Origin of the sequence: Streptomyces sp. NPDC093600, from assembly GCF_044764755.1 — a bacterium.
Lineage (GTDB): Bacteria > Actinomycetota > Actinomycetes > Streptomycetales > Streptomycetaceae > Streptomyces.
The window spans coordinates 264,496-283,504 of sequence record NZ_JBIWIU010000005.1 but is presented as its reverse complement, the minus strand read 5'-3'; the positions used below and the strand labels follow the sequence as shown (position 1 = coordinate 283,504).

General features: G+C 71.3%; 18 protein-coding genes and 1 pseudogene. 8 read left to right on the top strand and 11 right to left on the bottom strand.

Annotation, left to right across the window (positions count from 1 at the left end; all coding sequences use genetic code 11):
- Positions 1–13 precede the first annotated feature (13 nt).
- The 3 genes from ACIRB4_RS16045 to ACIRB4_RS16035 all read right to left on the bottom strand — a co-directional run bounded on the left by ACIRB4_RS16045 (position 14) and on the right by ACIRB4_RS16035 (position 3,599).
- Positions 14–1,231, bottom strand: coding sequence for an acetyl-CoA C-acetyltransferase (locus tag ACIRB4_RS16045; RefSeq protein ID WP_403291650.1), 1,218 nt, complete (start codon positions 1,229–1,231; stop codon positions 14–16).
- A gap of 71 nt (positions 1,232–1,302) precedes the next feature.
- On the bottom strand, positions 1,303–2,445 hold the full coding sequence (locus tag ACIRB4_RS16040; protein WP_403291648.1) for an acyl-CoA dehydrogenase family protein: 1,143 nt from the start codon (positions 2,443–2,445) through the stop codon (positions 1,303–1,305).
- Complete coding sequence (locus ACIRB4_RS16035) at positions 2,442–3,599, bottom strand: CaiB/BaiF CoA transferase family protein (RefSeq protein WP_403291646.1); 1,158 nt, start codon at positions 3,597–3,599, stop codon at positions 2,442–2,444. The genes ACIRB4_RS16040 and ACIRB4_RS16035 overlap by 4 nt, the downstream gene beginning before the upstream one ends.
- A 180-nt stretch (positions 3,600–3,779) precedes the next feature.
- On the opposite strand from ACIRB4_RS16035, the gene ACIRB4_RS16030 reads away from it, so the two are divergent.
- From ACIRB4_RS16030 to ACIRB4_RS16020, 3 genes are all read left to right on the top strand, one after another.
- Positions 3,780–4,985 (top strand): saccharopine dehydrogenase family protein, encoded by a 1,206-nt coding sequence (locus ACIRB4_RS16030; RefSeq protein ID WP_403291645.1) that lies wholly within the window; start codon positions 3,780–3,782, stop codon positions 4,983–4,985.
- An 841-nt stretch (positions 4,986–5,826) separates the two neighbouring features.
- On the top strand, positions 5,827–6,120 hold the full coding sequence (locus ACIRB4_RS16025; RefSeq protein WP_403291643.1) for a hypothetical protein: 294 nt from the start codon (positions 5,827–5,829) through the stop codon (positions 6,118–6,120).
- Entirely contained in the window at positions 6,113–6,931 is an 819-nt protein-coding gene (locus ACIRB4_RS16020) for a DUF2637 domain-containing protein (protein ID WP_403291642.1), read from the top strand. Before ACIRB4_RS16025 ends, ACIRB4_RS16020 begins: the two co-directional genes overlap by 8 nt.
- A 753-nt stretch (positions 6,932–7,684) precedes the next feature.
- On the opposite strand, the gene ACIRB4_RS16015 is transcribed toward ACIRB4_RS16020, so the two are convergent.
- The 3 genes from ACIRB4_RS16015 to ACIRB4_RS16005 form a co-directional block, all read right to left on the bottom strand.
- Positions 7,685–8,077, bottom strand: coding sequence for a VOC family protein (locus tag ACIRB4_RS16015; protein ID WP_403291640.1), 393 nt, complete (start codon positions 8,075–8,077; stop codon positions 7,685–7,687).
- Positions 8,074–8,211 carry a morphogenic membrane protein MmpA gene (gene mmpA / locus ACIRB4_RS16010; protein ID WP_403291638.1) on the bottom strand — a complete coding sequence of 46 codons (138 nt, stop codon included), beginning with the start codon at positions 8,209–8,211 and terminating at the stop codon, positions 8,074–8,076. The genes ACIRB4_RS16015 and mmpA overlap by 4 nt, the downstream gene beginning before the upstream one ends.
- 116 nt (positions 8,212–8,327) lie before the next feature.
- Complete coding sequence (locus ACIRB4_RS16005) at positions 8,328–9,026, bottom strand: endonuclease V (protein ID WP_403291858.1); 699 nt, start codon at positions 9,024–9,026, stop codon at positions 8,328–8,330.
- A gap of 84 nt (positions 9,027–9,110) precedes the next feature.
- Here ACIRB4_RS16005 and ACIRB4_RS16000 point away from each other — a divergent pair, with 84 nt between their 5' ends.
- Positions 9,111–9,407: a YciI family protein gene (locus ACIRB4_RS16000; protein ID WP_403291856.1), complete on the top strand. Its 297-nt coding sequence runs from the start codon at positions 9,111–9,113 to the stop codon at positions 9,405–9,407.
- A gap of 42 nt (positions 9,408–9,449) precedes the next feature.
- Here the strand turns inward: ACIRB4_RS16000 and ACIRB4_RS15995 are convergent.
- Positions 9,450–10,418 (bottom strand): annotated as a pseudogene (locus tag ACIRB4_RS15995) (WD40/YVTN/BNR-like repeat-containing protein); the annotation flags it as partial.
- A 211-nt stretch (positions 10,419–10,629) separates the two neighbouring features.
- Between ACIRB4_RS15995 and ACIRB4_RS15990 the strand changes: the two are divergent.
- The 3 genes from ACIRB4_RS15990 (at position 10,630) to ACIRB4_RS15980 (ending at position 14,166) form a co-directional block, all read left to right on the top strand.
- On the top strand, positions 10,630–11,046 hold the full coding sequence (locus tag ACIRB4_RS15990) for an SsgA family sporulation/cell division regulator (RefSeq protein WP_403291637.1): 417 nt from the start codon (positions 10,630–10,632) through the stop codon (positions 11,044–11,046).
- A 252-nt stretch (positions 11,047–11,298) separates the two neighbouring features.
- On the top strand, positions 11,299–12,948 hold the full coding sequence (locus tag ACIRB4_RS15985) for an ABC-F family ATP-binding cassette domain-containing protein (protein ID WP_403291635.1): 1,650 nt from the start codon (positions 11,299–11,301) through the stop codon (positions 12,946–12,948).
- Between the two features lie 243 nt (positions 12,949–13,191).
- On the top strand, positions 13,192–14,166 hold the full coding sequence (locus tag ACIRB4_RS15980; RefSeq protein WP_403291633.1) for an acyl-ACP desaturase: 975 nt from the start codon (positions 13,192–13,194) through the stop codon (positions 14,164–14,166).
- A gap of 13 nt (positions 14,167–14,179) precedes the next feature.
- On the opposite strand, the gene ACIRB4_RS15975 is transcribed toward ACIRB4_RS15980, so the two are convergent.
- The 4 genes from ACIRB4_RS15975 to ligD all read right to left on the bottom strand — a co-directional run bounded on the left by ACIRB4_RS15975 (position 14,180) and on the right by ligD (position 17,883).
- Complete coding sequence (locus tag ACIRB4_RS15975) at positions 14,180–15,511, bottom strand: SDR family NAD(P)-dependent oxidoreductase (RefSeq protein WP_403291631.1); 1,332 nt, start codon at positions 15,509–15,511, stop codon at positions 14,180–14,182.
- A gap of 107 nt (positions 15,512–15,618) precedes the next feature.
- A complete protein-coding gene (locus ACIRB4_RS15970; protein ID WP_403291630.1) occupies positions 15,619–15,903 on the bottom strand; it encodes a WhiB family transcriptional regulator in 285 nt (94 codons plus the stop codon).
- A gap of 127 nt (positions 15,904–16,030) precedes the next feature.
- Complete coding sequence (locus tag ACIRB4_RS15965; RefSeq protein ID WP_403291628.1) at positions 16,031–16,786, bottom strand: class I SAM-dependent methyltransferase; 756 nt, start codon at positions 16,784–16,786, stop codon at positions 16,031–16,033.
- Positions 16,787–16,860: 74 nt separating this feature from the next.
- The gene (gene ligD / locus ACIRB4_RS15960; protein WP_403291626.1) at positions 16,861–17,883 is read right to left on the bottom strand and encodes a non-homologous end-joining DNA ligase; all 1,023 of its coding nucleotides are present in this window, start codon (positions 17,881–17,883) and stop codon (positions 16,861–16,863) included.
- Between the two features lie 52 nt (positions 17,884–17,935).
- Here ligD and ACIRB4_RS15955 point away from each other — a divergent pair, with 52 nt between their 5' ends.
- A complete protein-coding gene (locus ACIRB4_RS15955; RefSeq protein ID WP_403291624.1) occupies positions 17,936–19,006 on the top strand; it encodes an ATP-dependent DNA ligase in 1,071 nt (356 codons plus the stop codon).
- The last annotated feature ends 3 nt before the right edge of the window (positions 19,007–19,009 follow it).

The window sequence follows — 19,009 nt, the reverse complement described above, 5'->3', positions numbered from 1 at the left end:
AGGGAACGGACGGTCAGACGCGCTCGACGATCGTGGCGATGCCCATGCCACCGCCCACGCAGAGCGTGGCCAGGCCGTAGCGCTTGTCCTGGCGCTCCAGCTCGTCGACGAGCGTGCCGAGGATCATCGCGCCGGTGGCGCCCAGCGGGTGGCCGAGCGCGATCGCTCCGCCGTTGACGTTGACCTTGTCCAGGCTGATGCCCATGTCCTTCACGAACCGGAGCACCACGCCCGCGAAGGCCTCATTGATCTCGACCAGGTCGATGTCGTCCATGGTCAGTCCGGCCTTGGCGAGCGCCTTGCGGGTCGCGGGGGCCGGGCCGGTGAGCATGATGGTCGGCTCGGAGCCGGAGACGGCCGCGGCCACGATCCGGGCCCGCGGGGTCAGGCCGTACCGCTCACCGACCTCCTTCGAGCCGATCGCGACGAGCGAGGCGCCGTCGACGATGCCGGAGGAGTTCCCGGCGTGGTGGACGTGGTCGATCTTCTCGACCCAGTGGTACTTCTGCAGGGCGACGGCGTCGAAGCCGCCCAGGTCGCCAATGTCGGCGAAGGAGGGCTTGAGGGAGGCGAGGGAGTCGGCGGTGGTGCCGGGGCGCATGTGCTCGTCGTGGTCGAGGACGACCAGGCCGCTGCGCCGGTCCCTGACCGGGACGACGGAGCGGTCGAAGCGGCCGTCCTTCCACGCGGCGGCGGCACGCTCCTGGGAGAGCGCCGCGTACTCGTCGACGTCGCGGCGGGAGAAGCCCTCGATGGTGGCGATGAGATCGGCGCCGATGCCCTGGGGGACGAAGCCGGTCTCGTGGTTGGTCATGGGGTCGGCGAACCAGGCGCCGCCGTCGGAGGCCATCGGGACGCGGGACATGGACTCGACGCCGCCGGCCAGGACGAGGTCCTCCCAGCCCGAACGGACTTTCATCGCCGCCATGTTGACCGCTTCGAGGCCGGAGGCACAGAAGCGGTTCTCCTGGACGCCGGCGACGGTGTCGGGCAGTCCGGCGGCGATGGCGGCGATCCGGGCGATGTCGGAGCCCTGGTCGCCGACCGGGCCGACGACGCCGAGGACGATGTCGTCGACCGCGGCCGGGTCGAGGCCGGGGAAGCGGTCGCGGAGCTCGTGGATGAGGCCGACGACCAGGTCGATGGGCTTGGTGCCGTGCAGGGCGCCGTTGGCCTTGCCGCGGCCGCGCGGGGTGCGGATCGCGTCGTACACATACGCTTCGGTGCTCACGAGAAGCCTTTCAGGAGGGTGGACAGCGCGGGGAAGGTGGAAAGCGCAGAGAAGAGGCGGACAGCGGGAGGTCAGCCGAGCAGCGAACGCCCGATGATCTCCTTCATGATCTCGGTCGTGCCGCCGTAGATGGTCTGGATACGGCCATCGGTGAAGGCCCTGGCGACCGGCAACTCGGCCATGTAGCCGTATCCCCCGTGCAGTTGCAGACAGCGGTCGGCGACCCGCTTCTGCAGTTCGGTGGCCCACCACTTGGCCATCGAGGCGTGGACGGCGTCGAGCTCCCCGTTCGAGTGATCGACGATGCACCGGTCGATGAAGGTGCGGGTGACGGCGCATTCGGTGGCCATCTCCGCGATCTCGAAGCGGATGTGCTGGAGCTTGGCCAGCGGCCGCCCGAAGGCCTCGCGCTCCTTGACGTACCGCGTGGTGATCTCCAGGAGGTGCTCGGCGGCGGCGATGCCGGCCACGGCGATGGCCATGCGTTCCTGCGCGAGGTTGGTCATGAGGTGGACGAAGGCGCCGTTGAGCTCGCCGAGGAGGTTCTCCTTGGGGACGCGGACGTCCCGGAAGAACAGCTCGGCGGTGTCCTGGGACTTCTGTCCGATCTTGTCGAGGTTCCGGCCGCGCTCGAAGCCGTCCATGCCGCGCTCGACGACGAGCAGGGACAGGCCGTGGGCGCCTCCCTCGGGCGTCGTCCGCGCCACGACGATCACCAGGTCGGCGAGGATGCCGTTGGAGATGAAGGTCTTGGAGCCGTTGAGCACCCAGTGGTCGCCCCGGTCCTCGGCGGAGGTCCTGATCCCCTGGAGGTCGGAGCCCGCGCCCGGCTCGGTCATCGCTATGGCGGTGATGAGCTCGCCGGAGCAGAAGCCGGGCAGCCAGCGCCGCTTCTGCTCCTCGGTGGCGAGCGAGGTGAGGTACGGGCCGATGATGTCGTTGTGCAGGCCGAGGGCGATCCCGGGAGCGCCGGCGCGGGTGAACTCTTCGGCGAGGACGGCGCTGTAGCGGAAGTCGGGGGTGCCGCCGCCTCCGTACTCCTCGTCGACGGCGAGGCCGAGCAGCCCTTGGCGTCCGGCGGCGCGCCAGGCGTCCCGGGAGACGATGCCGTCCTTCTCCCACTGCTCGTAGTGCGGCAGGACCTCCTTGGCGAGGAAGGTGCGGACGGTCTCCCGGAAGGCGTCGTGGTCGGCGGTGTAGAGCTGGCGCTTCATGCTTCGGGCTCCTGAGGGGCGTCTGTGCTGATCAGGGACGGTACGGCCCAGTCGCGGGCGACCTCTTCGGTGTCGGCGCCGGGCTGGGCGGGGCCGGTGCGGACGCCGCCGGGGGTGGCGGAGAAGCGGGGTGCGGGAGCGGGCTGGGTGAGGCCGCCGTGCTCGACGAAGGTGGCGCGGGCGGCGAGATGCGGGTGGGCGGGTGCCTCGCGCAGCGAGAGGACCGGCGCCACGCAGGCGTCGGTGCCGGCGAAGACCTCCGTCCACTCGTCTCTCGTACGGGTCCGGAACCGGTCGGCGACGGCGGCGCGCAGCTCGTCCCAGCGTCCGAGGTCATGACGGGCGGGGGCGATGTCCTCGATGCCGAGGAGCCGCGCGAACTCGTCATAGAACCGCTGTTCCAGGGCACCGACGGCCATGTGGCGGCCGTCGGAGGTCTCGTAGGTGCCGTAGAACGGGCAGCCGCCGTCCAGGAGGTTGACGCCCCGGCGGTCCTGCCAGCCGCCGGCGGCCAGCATGCCGTGGATCATGGTGGCGAGGTGGGCGGCGCCGTCGACGATGGCCGCGTCGACGACCTGGCCCTCGCCGTGCACGCGCGCGTGCTGGAGGGCGGCGAGGACGCCCACGACGAGGTAGAGCGAGCCGCCCGCGTAGTCGCCGACGAGGTTGGCGGGCACGGTGGGCGGCCCGTCCGGATCGGGGCCGATCATGTGGAGCGTGCCGGTGAGGGCGAGGTACGCGATGTCGTGTCCGGCGGCGGCGGCGAGCGGGCCGTCCTGTCCCCAGCCGGTCATCCGGCCGTAGACCAGCGCGGGATTGCGGGCGAGGCAGGCGTCGGGGCCGACGCCGAGCCGCTCGGCGACGCCGGGCCGGTACCCCTCGACGAGGATGTCGGCCCGCTCGACGAGGTCGAGGACGGCCGCCGGCCCGCCCTCGGCCTTGAGGTCGAGGAGGACGGAGCGCTTGTTGCGGTTGGTGAGGTCGTACGCGGGGTCGATGCCGAGCCCTGCCCCGCCGGGGCGGTCGACCCGGACGACGTCGGCGCCGAGGTCGGCCAGGAGCATGGCCGCGAAGGGGCCGGGCCCGATGCCGGCCAGCTCGACCACGCGCACGCCGGAGAGCGGGCCCCTCGGGGCGTTCCGCGTCCCTGCCATCAAGCCCCCAGCTGTGTGTGACACCAATGATGTAACACCGGAGATGCTAGGAACGTGTTCCACCGTGCACAAGACCCCGGGCCGAGCAAGCGCTTGGAAATTGCGCCGGTGCGGAGTTCCGCTAGGCTCCGCCGACGACACGCGCCCGGACGACGGCGCGGGCGACGGCGGAGGGGCTGGATGGAGACTGGGGCCGGCACGGGGCGGGACGCAGCGGCACGGCCGTACGACCTCGTTCTCTTCGGGGCGACCGGGTTCGTGGGCGAACTCACCGCGGAGTATCTGGCCGAGCACGCTCCGGCCGGGTGCCGGTGGGCGCTCGCCGGTCGCGACCGCGCCAAGCTGGCGGCGCTGCGGGACCGGCTCGCGGCCCGGTGGCCGCGGTGCGCGGAGCTCGCGCTGATCGTGGCGGACTCCGCCGACCCGGTCGCGCTGCGCGAGCTCGCCGAGTCCACCGGGGTGGTGGCGACCACGGTCGGCCCGTACGTCTGGTACGGCGAGGGTCTTGTCGCCGCGTGCGCGGAGGCCGGCACGGACTATGTGGACCTCACCGGCGAGGCGGAGTTCGTCGACCTGATGTACGTACGGCACGACGCACGGGCCCGGGAGACGGGGGCGCGGATCGTCCACGCGTGCGGGTTCGACTCCGTGCCGCACGATCTGGGCGTGTACTTCACCGTCCAGCAGCTGCCGAAGGACGTACCGCTGAGGATCGACGGCTTCGTCCGGGCGGGGGCCGTCTTCTCGGGCGGGACCTTCGCGTCGGCGCTCACCGCGATGGGGCGGGGCAGGGAGGTCCTGCGTGCCGCGCACGAACGGCGGTTGCACGAGCCGCGGTTGGTGGGCCGCCGTGCCAGGGCGCCGCTGGGCGGCCCCCGGTTCAGCACGGAGACCGGCACCTGGGCGCTGCCGCTGCCGACGCTCGACCCGCAGGTGGTGGCGCGGTCGGCGGCGGCGCTGGAACGTTACGGCCCCGACTTCCGCTACCGGCACTACGCCTCGGTCAAGACGCTCCCGATGGCGATCGGCGGCGCGGCGGCGGTCGGCACGGGCCTGGCGGCGGCCCAACTGTCCCAGCTGCGCCGGTGGCTGATGAGCCGTTACGAGGCGGGGCAGGGGCCGAGCGCGGAGCGGCGGGCACGGAGCTGGTTCTCCGTGCGGTTCGTCGGCGAGGGTGGCGGCCGACGGGTGTTCACGGAGGTCTCGGGCGGTGACCCGGGGTACGACGAGACGGCGAAGATGCTCGCGGAGTCGGCTCTCTGCCTGGCCTTCGACCCGCTGCCGAAGACGTCCGGACAGGTCACGACGGCGGCCGCGATGGGCGACGCGCTGCTCGACCGGCTGCGGGCGGCGGGGATCCGCTTCCGGGTGGCCGACGCGCGTTAGGGTCTTCCGTTCGGATCAGGCAGGATCGGGGAGCGGGTCTCGTGCATGGGGTCTCCCCAGGCCCGCCAGGGCAAAGGGAGCGGTGCCAGGGCCCACGAGCCCGGCCGTGAGGTCGTGCTTCCGGTGGAACGACGCGGACGGCAACAGCTGCCACATACAGCCCTGAAACGGTGTCCAAGCGGGTGGCAGAATCGTTTTGACGAATGTGACAGACGATCATTGGGCAGATTCCCGCCGCGGCGCCGAGGCCGGCAGCGGCAGGCGCAGAGCGGTATCCCGTCTTCCGGAACAAGCGCGTCGCAGGCCTTCTCCCAGCCCGGCACACGCCCGTGGCCAGGTCTCCGAAGAAGCCGCGGACCGGGGCACACCGCTGTACACGCAGCTCGCCGCGGAATGGGCCGTCCGAGGCGCCACCGTCCCCTGCCGCCCGGACCCGCTGTGGCAGCGCCTGGTCTCTCCCGAACACCTCAGGCGCGAGACGGAAAGCATCTTGCGCCGGCTCCACCTGGCGGGAGAGCCCCGCCCCGTGGAAGTCGCAGCCGAGCCGGTTCAATCGAAGGCACTCATCATCTGATCCACCCTTCTCTGGTGTGCCCGGGCGGCTCGGCACCTCTCATTCCGTCTCCATTGCCGGAACGCCTGACGCCACACCGTTCACCCGCAGGGTCCGTCCGTCGGCGGAACTGTCTGAATTGCCGGGGGTTGTCTCGTACAGTTCGTGTCCGGGCTAGCCGTGAAGGAATTTGCAGAACCGATAAAACTCCCGAAAGTCCCCTGATTGGAGGCGCAGGGTCACCCGAACGCCGCGCATCGGGGAGATTCGGCCAGGCGTTAGCCGGGCATGACCCCAGCACTGCCTGAAAGCTTCACCTCCAGGCGCGCGGATGCGCCTTCCTGGGCGGACGGCTCCGTTGCCCTAGGCGATTTCCTGTTCCTTCCCGCCTCCTCAGCCGAAGGCGTCAACGCCCGCCTCGAGGGAGTCGGCGGAGTGATCACCCTGACCTGGTCAGCCCCGACTCTGGAGGAGTTCGTCGCAGCCATGTCCCAGCTTGAGCAAGAGTTTCTCAGCGCCTGGAGTGATGCCCACCTGCCGCAACCGGATCACGGAAGAGCGGTGCTTCACCATCATGCGTGAGTGGCATGCCGAAGAAGCACTGGACGGACGTTCGGGCTTCTACCATCGGGTCGAGGATCAACAGTGGGCTCGGGCAGCTGAGGACGAGACCAACCCTCAGAGGAACTTTCACGGCCCGCACCCGTCGAACCGTCTGACGGATTCCGGGTGGGATCCTACTGAAGAGCTCGCCTTCCTCCTCCAGGAGGCTATGCAGGCTGAACAGGCCCCTTCCTCGGCCCTCTCGCCGGACGACGACGATTACTCACACGACCGCACCCGCCTGGAAAGCCTCGCCGACTTCGCAACCGACCTGCCACCTGTGCGTTCCGCCGGGGCCGGCCATCGAAAGGCCCGGCATACCACGGTGAGTTGGGCGCGAGTGGTCAGCTTCTCCATCGCATCGCTCGGCGTCTTCCTCGTGTGCGTGGTCAGCATTCTCAGTGGTGCGATCGCATACGGCCCTCTCCTGCGCATCGCTGAGTCCCGAGCGCCTGCCGGCATGGTCGCGTGGTGGCCATATCTCATCTTCGGGCCCTGGGTCGTGGCTTCTCTGTCCATTCTGCGCGCTGCTTTTCATCAACGCCGCGCCGCGAACTCGTGGCTCGTCGTCCTGTTCTTCTCGCTCATGGCGATGTGGCTCTGTGTAGCGCAGGCCGACTGGAGTTGTACCGATGTGGCGGCAGCCGCTTTGCCCACCGCGGCGTCGCTGGCCTGCTTTCACCAGCTGGTCCGCTTCATCACCCTCACCAAGCCCCCCCGTAACCCAAGACGCCGCCGCCGCGTCTCCTCACCCCTCCCGCCTTCCCCATCCGGCGATCGCCGCCCATGACCTCCCCGTCCGTTGCCGGGGCCCCGATGAAAGACCTGATGCGCATACCCGCGATGAGGACATCCGGCCGTAAGGAATGAGGCGTCGCCTCGCTCACGTGCCAAGTCTCCCAATTTCAAGATCCACCACGCAACACCCGTCACCCGGTCGGATGACGGCTGCCGAAAAGTCGTCTTATCCGCCTTGGGCGAGCCCTCGTATGCCCCCACTTGAAAGGAGCCTTACCCCATGAATGTGTCCCTGTGGCTTCTGCTGGCATGCGTCTCGGCATGCTCGCTGGTGACCACATTCGCCTCGTCCGCCCGGACGGGTATGCCGCGGCACGACGCACAGGAGTTGCGGCGCCGCCAGCATCTCATTCACGTGCTCGAAGCCAACGCACGCCTCGTTCGTCGCGCCGGCCTGGCTCCGACGCACAGCGACACCGACGACCCGCAAACGCGCACGCTCATCTCCCCCGCGGCAGCGGATGAGGGTGGGAGCGATGCTGGTGAAGGCGGGGAGGGGGTCGGCTTTGCGTTCGCGGCGTCGGTGGAGTCGGCGGCAGTCGGCGAGCCAGGCCATGGTGCGTTGGATGGTCCAGTGGCAGCGACCCAGCCGCCGCGTTCGGAGAAACGCCCGTGCGCCGTCGCCCCGACTGGGCGGACGACGCGGACGGCAGCAGCTGCCGTTACGCGGTGACGCCCGGACACCCCCACCACACCGGAGGTCGTCGCCGTGATCGATCCTTACCAGTGTCGGAAACGCTCGTGATCAGTACAGCTGGCGTGCGGAGTGGCGTACGAGGCAGAAGGGGTGGCCGGCCGGGTCCGCGTAGATGCGCCAGGCGCGGTCGGCGCCCCCCTCGTCGAGCCGCCACGCACCGAGGGCGAGGACCGCGTCGTGGGCGGCCTCCAGGTCCTCGACGCGTACGTCGAGATGGAACTGCTGCTCGGGCGAGCCCCAGACGGGCGGCCGGTGGTCCGCCACGCCCTGGAAGGCGAGGACCGGCGCGCCGGAGGCGTCGTGGAGGGTGGCCCACGCGTCACTGATGGCCCACTGGGGGTCCGGGCGGTTGATCTCTCCGCCGAGCAGACCCTGGTAGAAGGTGGCCAGTTCCATGACGTCGGGGCAGTCGAGGACGACGCACTGCAGGCTGCCGATCACGCCGCCATCACCCAGCCGGCGAGGACGACGACCATGGCGCAGACCCAAGCCAGCGCGGCGGCCGCGGCGACACAGAGGACCGCGATCATGCCGCGCTCGACGGGGCGGAGCTCGGTGGGAGCGGGTGTTGTCATGCCCGCCACTCTGCCGCCAAGGATCGGGGCCCGCCATCCGTACTCGTACTCAGGTCGCCCACGCTCCGCTGCCGCTCGTGCTCAGCTCCGGGCGGCGGGGGCCGCCCCCGGCTCGGTCACGGCGCGGTCCGGAGCGCTTCCTTCAGTGCCCGGCGGCACAGGGAGTCGGCGTGGCGGGTCGTCTCGGGGATGCGGTAGCGGGGGCTGAGGTGAAGGGTGTGGGCGCAGGCGGTGTCCAGCGACACCCGGTGGCCGACGGAGACGAACACGGGCTTCACCCCGGCCTGGGTGCGCAGCGCGCGGCCGACCTCCTCGTCGTCGGCGAGGAGGGGGGTGAAGTCGCCGCGTCCGGCGCCCGGTTGCTCGTAGGTGAAGGTGAAGGGGTTCTTGGCGACGCCGATGGAGGGCCGTCCCGTGAGCACGCCCAGGTGGCTCGCGAGGCCGAAGCGGCGGGGGTGGGCGAGGCCGTAGCCGTCGCACACGAGCAGCCCCGGGTCGGTCTCCAGCCGGTCCAGGGCGGCGAGCACGGTCGGGATCTCACGGAAGGCGAGCAGCCCGGGGACGTACGGGAACGAGACCCGGCCCACGGCCGTGGCCTCCTCGACCACCTCGCGCGTCCGCGCGTCGAGCACGACGGCCGCGGCGGCGACGAGGTCCCGCTCGTCGTCGTACGCCACGTCGAGCCCCGTCACATGGCCCGTGCCGGGCGCGGGGCCCGGCTCGTCGAGCACGAGCCGTCGCCGCAGCTCCCGCTGGAGCGCGCGGGCGTCGGCCTCGTCGGTGGGCCAGTCCGAGGGAATGCCGATGATCGTCATGATGACGGCCACCCTACGGCGCTCTCGCGTCCGAGGGGCGAACAGCTTTCCGCGCCCCTCGGACGCCCCGGTAGCCTGGCGATCATGTTCGTACTGGAATTGACCTACACCGCGCCCGTCGAGCGTGTCGACGCGCTGATGGAGGCGCACATCGCGTGGCTCGACGCGCAGTACGCCGCCGGGGTGTTCATCGCCTCGGGGCGGAAGAACCCGCGCGACGGGGGCGTCATCCTCGCCGTCGGGGTCGACCGCGAGGAGATCGAGAAGATCGCGGCGGCCGACCCCTTCAGCGTCGAGGGCGTGTGCGCGTACCGGATCACGGAGTTCTACGCGACCAAGACGTCGGACGCGCTCGCCCCGTACCGGGAGCGGCTGCCCTAGGTGTTCTGTCCCGGGAGGTTGTGGACGGGTGATGCAGGTCTCGGCTGAGGTGTCGACCGTCCGCCAGGTGCGGCCGCCGTCCGTCGTCAGGTCCGTGCCCGTCGGGCCGACGGCGAGCGCGGCCGACCTGCTGTGCGGGAGCCAGGCGACGCCCGAGCGGTAGGCGGGCGGGGGTGCGGCGGCCTGGCGCCAGGTGCGGCCGGCGTCGCCCGTCACCGCGGCCGCCCGCGGGGAGGGCTGGTCCTTGCGGTAGTCGCCGCCGACCGCGAGACCATGGGTACGGTCGCGGAAGGCGAGGGCGAAGACGCCCCGCGCCGGATCCCCGGCCGGGATCGTCGATTCGGCGACGGTCCAGCTCAGCCCGCGGTCGGCGGAGTGCAGCACCCGCGCCGTGGCACCGCCGCCCGTCGCCAGCCACACGTCCCGGGGCCCGGAAGAGACCAGGCACTGACCGCTCGCCGCGAACCCCGCCTCGCCGGGCAGCGCCGCCGGCATCCCCGCGTCCGGGAGCACCGCCCAGGAGCGGCCCCCGTCGCGGGTGGACAGGATGCGGAACTTTCCGTCGACCGGGTCGCTCATCGCCAGCCCGTGCCGGTGGTCGAAGAAGGTCATGCAGTCGTAGAAGGCGCGTGGATCGGTGTTGCGGAAGGACTCGGTCCAGTTCGCTCCGCCGTCCTCCGTACGGAAGACCCGTGACGCCTCTCCCTCGCCGATCGCCAGGACCACCGCTCCCCGGGCGCCGAACGCCTCGACGTCGCGGAACTCTAGCTCTCCGGCCCCCGGCGGGGACACGTCCCGCCAGGTGCGGCCGCCGTCGCCGGTCCGCAGCACCGTTCCCTTCGAACCGGCGGCCCAGGCGACCTTCCGGTCCACCGCCGCGAGCCCCCGGAAACGGGCGTCCGTGCCGGTCGGCGTGAGCTGCCAGCCGACCGCGGCGGCGGAGTGCTCCCCGGCCTGCGCCGGGGACGCCAAAGCCATGGCGAGCGCCGCTCCGGCAAGACCCACCGACATCATTCGTCTCGTCTTCCCCATGGACGTCATGGCGCGGGAAGCTAGCCCACGAGGAAGGTGCCGTCCAGAGTGCCTCCGGGGTGCCGTGGGCTCACCGCCCGGGCGGTGACACAGCTCACGTCACCCCGCAGTGCACGTTCCCGCCCGATCCTTCGTCTTCCCTGGTGTCAGGGAGACGTCAGGAACCGAAGCCGCGTGACAGGAGCTGGCCTTGTCCACCGTCATCGAGCAGGCCGTCCAGGCCCGCCTGGTCGCATCCGCTCCGCGGATGGAAACCGTCCCCGCCACACTGCGCTACGACCGCGAGGACCCGTTCGCGGTGAGCATGGCCTTCCCGCCGCCCGCGACGCTGGAGGGCGTCGAGGTCTCGTGGGCGTTCGCGCGCGAGCTGCTGGCGCGGGGCGTCGACGCGCCGGCGGGGGACGGGGACGTCCGGGTGCGTCCGTACGGCTACGACCGCACCGTCGTGGAGTTCCACGCGCGCGAGGGCGTGGCCGTGGTCCATGTCCGCACCTGCGAGCTGCGGCGTTTCCTGGAGCGCTCGCAGCATCTGGTGCCGGCCGGGCGCGAGCACCACTACCTCGACTGGGACGAGGAGCTGGCGGCGCTCCTGGAGGAGTACCCGTAGGTCCCGGGCGTGGACCGGCGTCAAATCGGTTGCCGCCCGCTCGGCGGCGGGCGTACCGTCCTGACCTGGCCCTGTTGTCGCCCGATCGGAGAAGGCCGTTGCTCGTCTGAGGTTTCGAGACACCGTGCCGCGCGTGCCCCGTTGTGCCGCGTGTGCCGTCTTCGACCTCGGCGTACGAGCCTTGCTCCCTGCCCGCGCCCTCGGTGTCTCACCCGTTGCCCCAGCCCACGCTCATGCAACCGGGAGGCCCCCATGGCGACCCATCCCACGTTCATCACCTGCTCCTCTCTCTCCTTCTCCTGGCCGGACGGCACGGAGGTCCTCGACGACTTCCGGCTCGCGGTCGGACCCGGCAGGACCGGCCTGATCGGTCTGAACGGCTCCGGGAAGTCCACGCTCCTGAAGCTGATCGCCGGCGAGCTGACCCCCACCGAGGGGACCGTCCGCACGGCCGGCGACGTCGGATATCTGCCGCAGAACCTGGTCCTGGACACCGCGCTCCGGGTCGACGAGGTCCTCGGCATCGCCCGGGCCCGTGCCGCGCTGCACGCCATCGAGTCCGGCGATCCCGCCGAGGAGCACTTCACGGCCGTCGGCGACGACTGGGACGTGGAGGAGCGGGCACTGGCCACGCTCGACCAGCTCGGTCTGGGACACATCGGCCTGGACCGCACCATCGGCGAGGTGTCGGGCGGCGAGTCCGTACTGCTGAGGCTGGCCGCGCTGCTGCTGGCACGGCCGGACATCCTGCTGCTCGACGAGCCGACCAACAACCTCGACCTGTACGCGCGCCGGCGGCTGTACGCGGCGGTGGAAGCCTGGTCCGGGGTGCTGGTCGTGGTCAGTCACGACCGCGAACTCCTGGAGCGGGTCGACCAGATCGCCGATCTGCGTGAGGGCGAGGTCTCCTGGTACGGCGGCGCGTACTCCGCCTACGAGCAGGCGCTCGCGGCCGAACAGGAGGCGGCGGAGCGCATGGTGCGCGCCGCCGAGGCCGATGTGCAGCGGCAGAAGCGCGAACTGTCCGACGCGCAGATGAAGTTGGCGCGGCGCAAGCGGTACGCGCAGAAGAGCGAGCGGAACAAGGTGGTGCCGAAGATCGTCGCGCACAACCGCAAGAGCGAGGCGCAGGTCTCGGCCGGCAAGCACCGCGCCCTGCACTCCGAGCGGCTCGACGCGGCGAAGGAACGGCTCGACGCCGCGGTCGAGGCGGTACGGGACGACGACGAGATCAGGATCGAACTCCCGCGCACCACGGTCCCCCCGGGCCGCGGTGTGCTGGAGCTGCGCGACCTCCGGCTGCGTCACGGGGCGCGGGTGGCGGGCGAGTTCGAGCTGCGCGGCCCGGAGCGGATCGCGCTCGTCGGCCGGAACGGCTCCGGCAAGACGACGCTGCTGCGGACGATCGCCGGGGAGATGCCGCCGGTGTCGGGCGAGGCGGTGGCGCGGGTGCCCCTGCGGTTCCTGCCGCAACGGCTCGACGTCCTGGACGACGCGTTGAGCGTGGTGGAGAACGTGGCCCGGTTCGCGCCCACGGCGTCGGGTAACGCGATCAGGGCCCGGCTCGCCCGGTTCCTGTTCAAGGGCGCCCGTGCGGATCAGCCGGCCGGCACGCTGTCGGGCGGAGAGCGGTTCCGCGCGACGCTGGCGGCGCTGCTGCTCGCCGAGCCGGCCCCGCAGCTGCTCATGCTGGACGAGCCGACGAACAACCTCGACATGGCGTCCGTCCGGAAGCTGACGGCCGCGCTGGAGGCGTACGAAGGGACGCTGATCGTGGCCAGTCACGACGTGGCGTTCCTGGAGTCCCTCGGCATCACGCGCTGGCTGCTGCTCGACGGCGAGCTGCGTCCGACGTCGGCCGAGGCCGTGCGGGAAGGGTTGCTCCAGGACACCCTCGGGTGAGTCCGGGTCGCGGGCCGCACCGGGCGTGATCGCCCGGTGCGGTCATGACCGCGGGCTCAGGGGGTAACGGAACGGCGTGACCTGGCTCTCCCTCGTCCCGGCGTGAGCTGCGCCCATAACGGAACGTAACCGGACATCGCCGGGACGGGCTTGGCCGAGCACCTTACGGAGCCTTAACCTACGGTTTCGTAACCTACGAATGCGTAGGTATTTCGTCCCCTTTCCCCGTTCCCAGGAGTCCCCGTGACGCTCACCTCTCCCCACCTCGGCAGCTCGACCGGGTGGACCGACGCCCGACTGCTGTACGCGCTGGAAGAGGTCGTGGAGAAGGAGCTCAACCGGCACCTCAAGGTCACCAAGGACTGGATGCCGCACGAGTACGTCCCGTGGTCCGACGCCCGCAACTTCCCCGGCTTCTTCGAGGACGGCGAGGCCTGGGACCCGTCACAGTCCAAGGTGACCGACATCGGCAAGATCGCCCTCGTGGTCAACCTGCTGACCGAGGACAACCTCCCCAGCTACCACCACGAGATCGCCAGCCTCTTCGGCCGCGACGGCGCCTGGGGCACCTGGGTGCACCGCTGGACCGCCGAAGAGGGCCGCCACGGCATCGTGATGCGCGACTATCTGCTGGCCTCGCGCGCGGTCGACCCGGACAAGCTGGAGCAGTTCCGGATGGCGCACATGAGCGAGGGCTTCGAGTCGGACAACCGGCACTCGATGCTGCACTCGGTCGCGTACGTCGCCTTCCAGGAGCTCGCCACCCGCATCTCGCACCGCAACACCGGCCACCAGTCCGGCGACCCGGTCTGCGACCGGATGCTGGCCCGGATCGCCACCGACGAGAACCTGCACATGGTCTTCTACCGCAACCTCCTGGGCGCCGCCTTCGAGCTCGCCCCGGACCTGACCATGCAGGCCGTGCGGGACGTCGTCGTCAACTTCCGGATGCCCGGACACGGCATGCCGGGCTTCGAGCGGGCGGCCGCGCAGATGGCGATCGGCGAGATCTACAACATGCGCATCCACCACGACGACGTGCTGCAGCCGGTGCTCCGCTTCCTCAAGGTCCTCCAGATCGAGGGCCTCGGCCCCGAGGGCGTGAAGGCCCAGGAGGAGCTGGGGCTCTACATGAACGGCCTCGACAGCGAAGCCAGCAAGTTCGACGAGAGGCTCGCCGCCCGCAAGGCCCGGATGGCGGCCCGCGCGGCCGGCTGAGCCGCGCACGGCATCACCAGTCGGCTACGGCGTAGTCCTTGAGGAACACCCCCGAGACGGGCTCCCCCGCCTCGCCCCGGACGATCGGGTCGTAGATCCGCGCCGCGCCGTCCACGACGTCGAGCGGGGTACGGGTGCCAGCGGCGGCGATCCGCGCCTTGCGCGGCGCCGGGTTCTCGTCCGTGATCCAGCCCGTGTCCACGCTGCACATGTGCACGCCCCGCTCGGCGAGCTCGGCGGCGCTGGTGCGGGTGAGCATGTTGAGGGCGGCCTTCGCCATGTTGGTGTGGGGGTGCCCGCCCGACTTGTTCCGTACCGCGAACCGGCCTTCGACTGCCGACACGTTCACGATGTACCGGTTCGGGCGCGGGGACGCGAGGAGCAGCGGCAGCAGCCGGTCGCACAGGAGGGCCGGCGCGACGGCGTTGACGAGCTGGGTCTCCAGCAGCTCGGCCGCGTCGAGGTCGCCGAGCCGCACGGACCAGGAGTTGGACGGGGAGAGGTCGGGCAGCAGCCCGGCCTCGTCCGGCTCAAGGCCGGCCAGGACCGGCACGGGCTCGGCCGTCTCGTACCCGGGCGCGGGGATCACCCCCGGTGGCAGCGCCCGGCGCTCGCCGGCGGCGAGCAGGGCGTACGCCTCCGGGGGCCGCCGTATCGTCTGGGCGGCGTTGTTGACGAGTATGTCGAGCGGTCGCCCGTCGGCGAGCAGCCGCTCGCACAGGCCGAGCACCTGGCGCGGGTCGCGTAGATCGATCGCGACCACGGTCAGCCGCTCCAGCCACCGCTCGCTGCCTTCGGCGGCGCGGAAGCGGCGCAGGGTGTCGTGCGGGAAACGGCTGGTGACGAGCAGTTCGGCGCCGTCGCGCAGCATCATCAGGGCGAGCTGGAAGCCGATCTTCACCCGGCCGCCGGTGAGCAGCGCGCGCCGTCCCGTGAGGTCGGTGGAGAGAGCGCGGCGGGTGGCGTTGTCGGCGGCGCACGGCGGGCAGAGCCGGTGGTAGAACGGGTCGGCCTGTCGATAGGGCGATTTGCAGACGTAGCAGTGCCGGGCCCGGAGGTAGAGGCCCAGGGAGGCTCCGGTCGCCGTCGCGGTGTCCAGGGGCGCGTCCTCCCGCCGGTCGAGCGCCCCGGTCGCGGTACGCGCGCTGAGCGCGGCGTCGGCGGCGGACCGCTCGGCCTTGCGGGCCTTGCGGCGCTTGTTGCGGCTCTCCCGGGCGAAGGTCGCGGCCATCTCCTCGCCGCGCATACGGGCGGGATCTCCGAGGGGCAGCCTGCGCAGCCTGCCGATGGTGCGGCCGAAGGCGGCCAACTCCTCGTCGGTGACAGGCGTCTGGTGGGGCTCCATGATCGCAAGATCGTAGTGCGGGAAGGGGCGCCTCGGCATCGGGATATCGGCCCGCCCGGCGGTGAGCCGGTATGCCCGGGGCGCTTCGGCCCCCGGGCCGCCGCGGTTCAGCCCCGGCCCCGCCCGTGCTTCAGCCGGAAACGTTCCTTCTCCGAGAGCCCGCCCCACACGCCGAACCGCTCGTCGTGCGCCAGGGCGTACTCCAGGCACGCCACCCGGCCCTCGCACGCGCCGCACAGCTGCTTCGCCTCGCGCGTCGAGGAGCCGGGGGCCGGGAAGAAGAACTCGGGGCCGGCCTGGGCGCACAGGGCGCTCTCCTGCCAGGACAGGTCGGGGTCGGCCAGGGCGGTCGAAGCGGTCGGAGAGGTCCGTGCGGTGGTGTCGGTCTGCATGGTGGACACGCTGCCCCGTGGCTGTAAACGGTCCATCAACGTTCGCTCAATGCGGCGCGCCGACGTGCGTGCCGGAAGCTTCCGGCCCTTGCGAGTGGCGCCGGGAACCTCCTGGAGGTCCCCGCCATCAGCGGCCGGCGTCGGCGGCGTCCCGGCGGAAGAGGGCCGTCCACAGGAACGCCTCGCCGAAGTACGGGGACTCGGGCGGCTCGTCGTTCATGCGGCGCAGTTCGACCTCCGTCAGGTCGGAGAAGATCCGGCGCAGGGACTCCGGGGTGTAGGCGAGGCCGCCGTGGAGCGCGGACTGGCGGTAGAGGTCGGCGTCGGAGACCTCCGAGCCCATGCCGTTCTCGCCGGCCGCGAAACAGGTCAGGCTGAGATGGCCACCGGGGGCGAGGAGCCGGTCGAGCAGGTCGAGGTAGCTGACGCGCCGGTGGGGCGGCAGGTGATGGAAGCAGCCGGAGTCGTGGATCAGGTCGTACGGTCCGGTCAGGCCGGTCGCGGCGAGCTCGAAGGCGTCGCCCTGGTGGAAGCGGATGTCGGCGCCCGCCTCGCGGGCGCGCTCCTCGGCCCAGGCGATGGCCTGCGGCGAGAGATCGACGGCGTCCACCCGGAAACCGAGGGAGGCCAGGTGGAGGGCGTTGCGGCCGGGGCCGCAGCCCAGGTCCAGGACGCGGCCGCCGGGTGCGATCAGGCCGCGGTCGAGAGAGGCGACGAGGTTCTCGTCGGGCTTCGCGACGAAGAACGGGACCGCCTTCGAGCGGTCGTCGTAGAAGCCGTCCCACCAGCCCGCCGCGCCGGCCGTCCAGCGGTCGGCCTCCGGTGCGAACAGGCCGTCCAGGAGCTTCAGTACGTCGTCGACCGTGCGTATGTTCCGGTCCATCCGGACCCCCTTTCATGAGGGGGAAACGGTAGAACCGATCACGGTGAAAGCCCAGTCGCTCCCGAGCGGGTGTCTCACTCCGTCACCTTCTTCGCCCTGCTGGGCTGCACGCGCTTCGGCTCCCCCGGCATCTTGGGGTACTCCGGCGGGTACGGCAGGTCGCCCAGGCCGTGGTCGGCCTCGTCGCGGCGGGCCAGGTCGAGCAGGGTCTCCAGGCTGAACCGGCGGTCGTCCATGTCCGCGTGGACGTCGCCGGCCTCCGCGTAGCGGGCCGGCATGGAGATGATGTCGAAGTCCTCCGGCACCGCGTCGTCGACCTCGTCCCAGCGCAGCGGTGCGGAGACCGGGGCGTGGGCGCGGGGCCGTACCGAGTAGGCGGAGGCGATGGTGCGGTCGCGGGCGGTCTGGTTGTAGTCGACGAAGATCTTCTCGCCGCGCTCCTCCTTCCACCACCTGGTGGTCACGTGGTCCGGCATCCGGCGCTCCAGCTCCCGCCCGCAGGCGATCGCCGCCCGGCGGACCTGGGTGAAGGTCCAGCGGGGTTCGATCGGTACGAAGACGTGGAGGCCGCGCCCGCCGGAGGTCTTGGGCCAGCCGCGCAGGCCCGCCTCGTCGAGGACGGCCCGCAGTTCGTGGGCGGCGCGCACGGCGTCGGCGTAGTCCGTGCCCGGCTGCGGGTCGAGGTCGATGCGCAGCTCGTCGGGGTGGTCGGTGTCCTCGCGCCGCACCGGCCAGGGATGGAAGGTGACGGCGCCGAGGTTGGCGGCCCACAGGACGGCGGCGGGTTCGGTGGGGCACATCTCGTCGGCCGACCGTCCGCTGGGGAAGGTGATGTGCGCGGTGGGGATCCAGTCGGGCAGGTACTTGGGGGCCCGCTTCTGGAAGAAGGACTCGCCGGTCACCCCGTCGGGGTAGCGCTCCAGGGTGGTGGGGCGGTTCCGCAGCGCGCGGGTGATGCCCTCGCCGACGGCCAGGTAGTAGGTGACCATGTCGAGCTTGGTGTAGCCGCGCTCGGGGAAGTACACCTTGTCCGGATTGGACACGCGTACGGTCCGCTCGCCGACTTCCAGTTCCACCGCTGCCGCCTTGCCTGCCATGCGTGTCAGCGTAGAGCTCGCCGACATTCCCCGCATACCGGACAATCAACCCATGGATCTGCCGGTGATGCCGCCCGTGAAACCGATGCTGGCCAAGTCGGTGAAGAACATCCCGCCCGGCATGCAGTACGAGGCCAAGTGGGACGGCTTCCGCGCCATCGTGCACCGCGACGGTCCGGAGCTGGTCATCGGCAGCCGTACGGGCAAGCCGCTGACCCGCTACTTCCCCGAGCTGGTCGAGGCGCTGCCGTCGCGGCTGCCGGCGCGCTGCGTGGTCGACGGCGAGATCGTGATCGAGCATGCCGGGCGCCTCGACTTCGACCGGCTCACCGAGCGCATCCACCCCGCGGACTCACGGGTGCGGATGCTCGCCGCGAAGACCCCGGCTCGGTTCGTCGCCTTCGATCTGCTGGCCCTCGGCGACGAGTCGCTGCTCGACACCCCCATGACCGAGCGTCGGACCGCTTTGGAGGAGGCCCTGAGTGGGGTGGAGCCACCGGTCCACCTGGCTCCGGCGACCACGGACCAGGAGCTCGCGGCGCGCTGGTTCGAGCAGTACGAAGGGGCGGGCCTCGACGGGGTGATCGCCAAGCCGCTGGATCTGCCGTACCGGCCGGACGCCCGCCTGATGTACAAGGTCAAGCACGAGCGGACGGCCGATGTGGTGGTGGCCGGCTACCGCCTCCACAAGAGCGGGCCGGTCGTCGGCTCTCTGCTGCTCGGCCTCTACGACGATCTCGGTGTGCTCCAGCACGTCGGCGTCTGCGCGGCCTTCACCGCCCGGCGGCGCGAGGAGCTGGTCAGGGAGCTGGAACCGCTGCGGATGGACCCGCCCGACGGCCACCCGTGGGCGATGTGGACGGACGAGTCCGCGCACGTCGGGGCCCGGCTCCCGGGGGCGCCGAGCCGCTGGTCGGGGAAGAAGGATCTGTCCTGGGTGGCGCTGCGGCCGGAGCTGGTCTGCGAGGTCGGCTACGACCACATGGAGGGCGACCGGTTCCGCCACACGGCGCAGTTCAAGCGGTGGCGCCCGGACCGCACGCCGGAGTCCTGCGGGTACGCGCAGCTGGAGGAGCCGGTCTCGTACGACCTCTCCGAGGTGTTCGCACCGGTTCAGCCGTAGAGC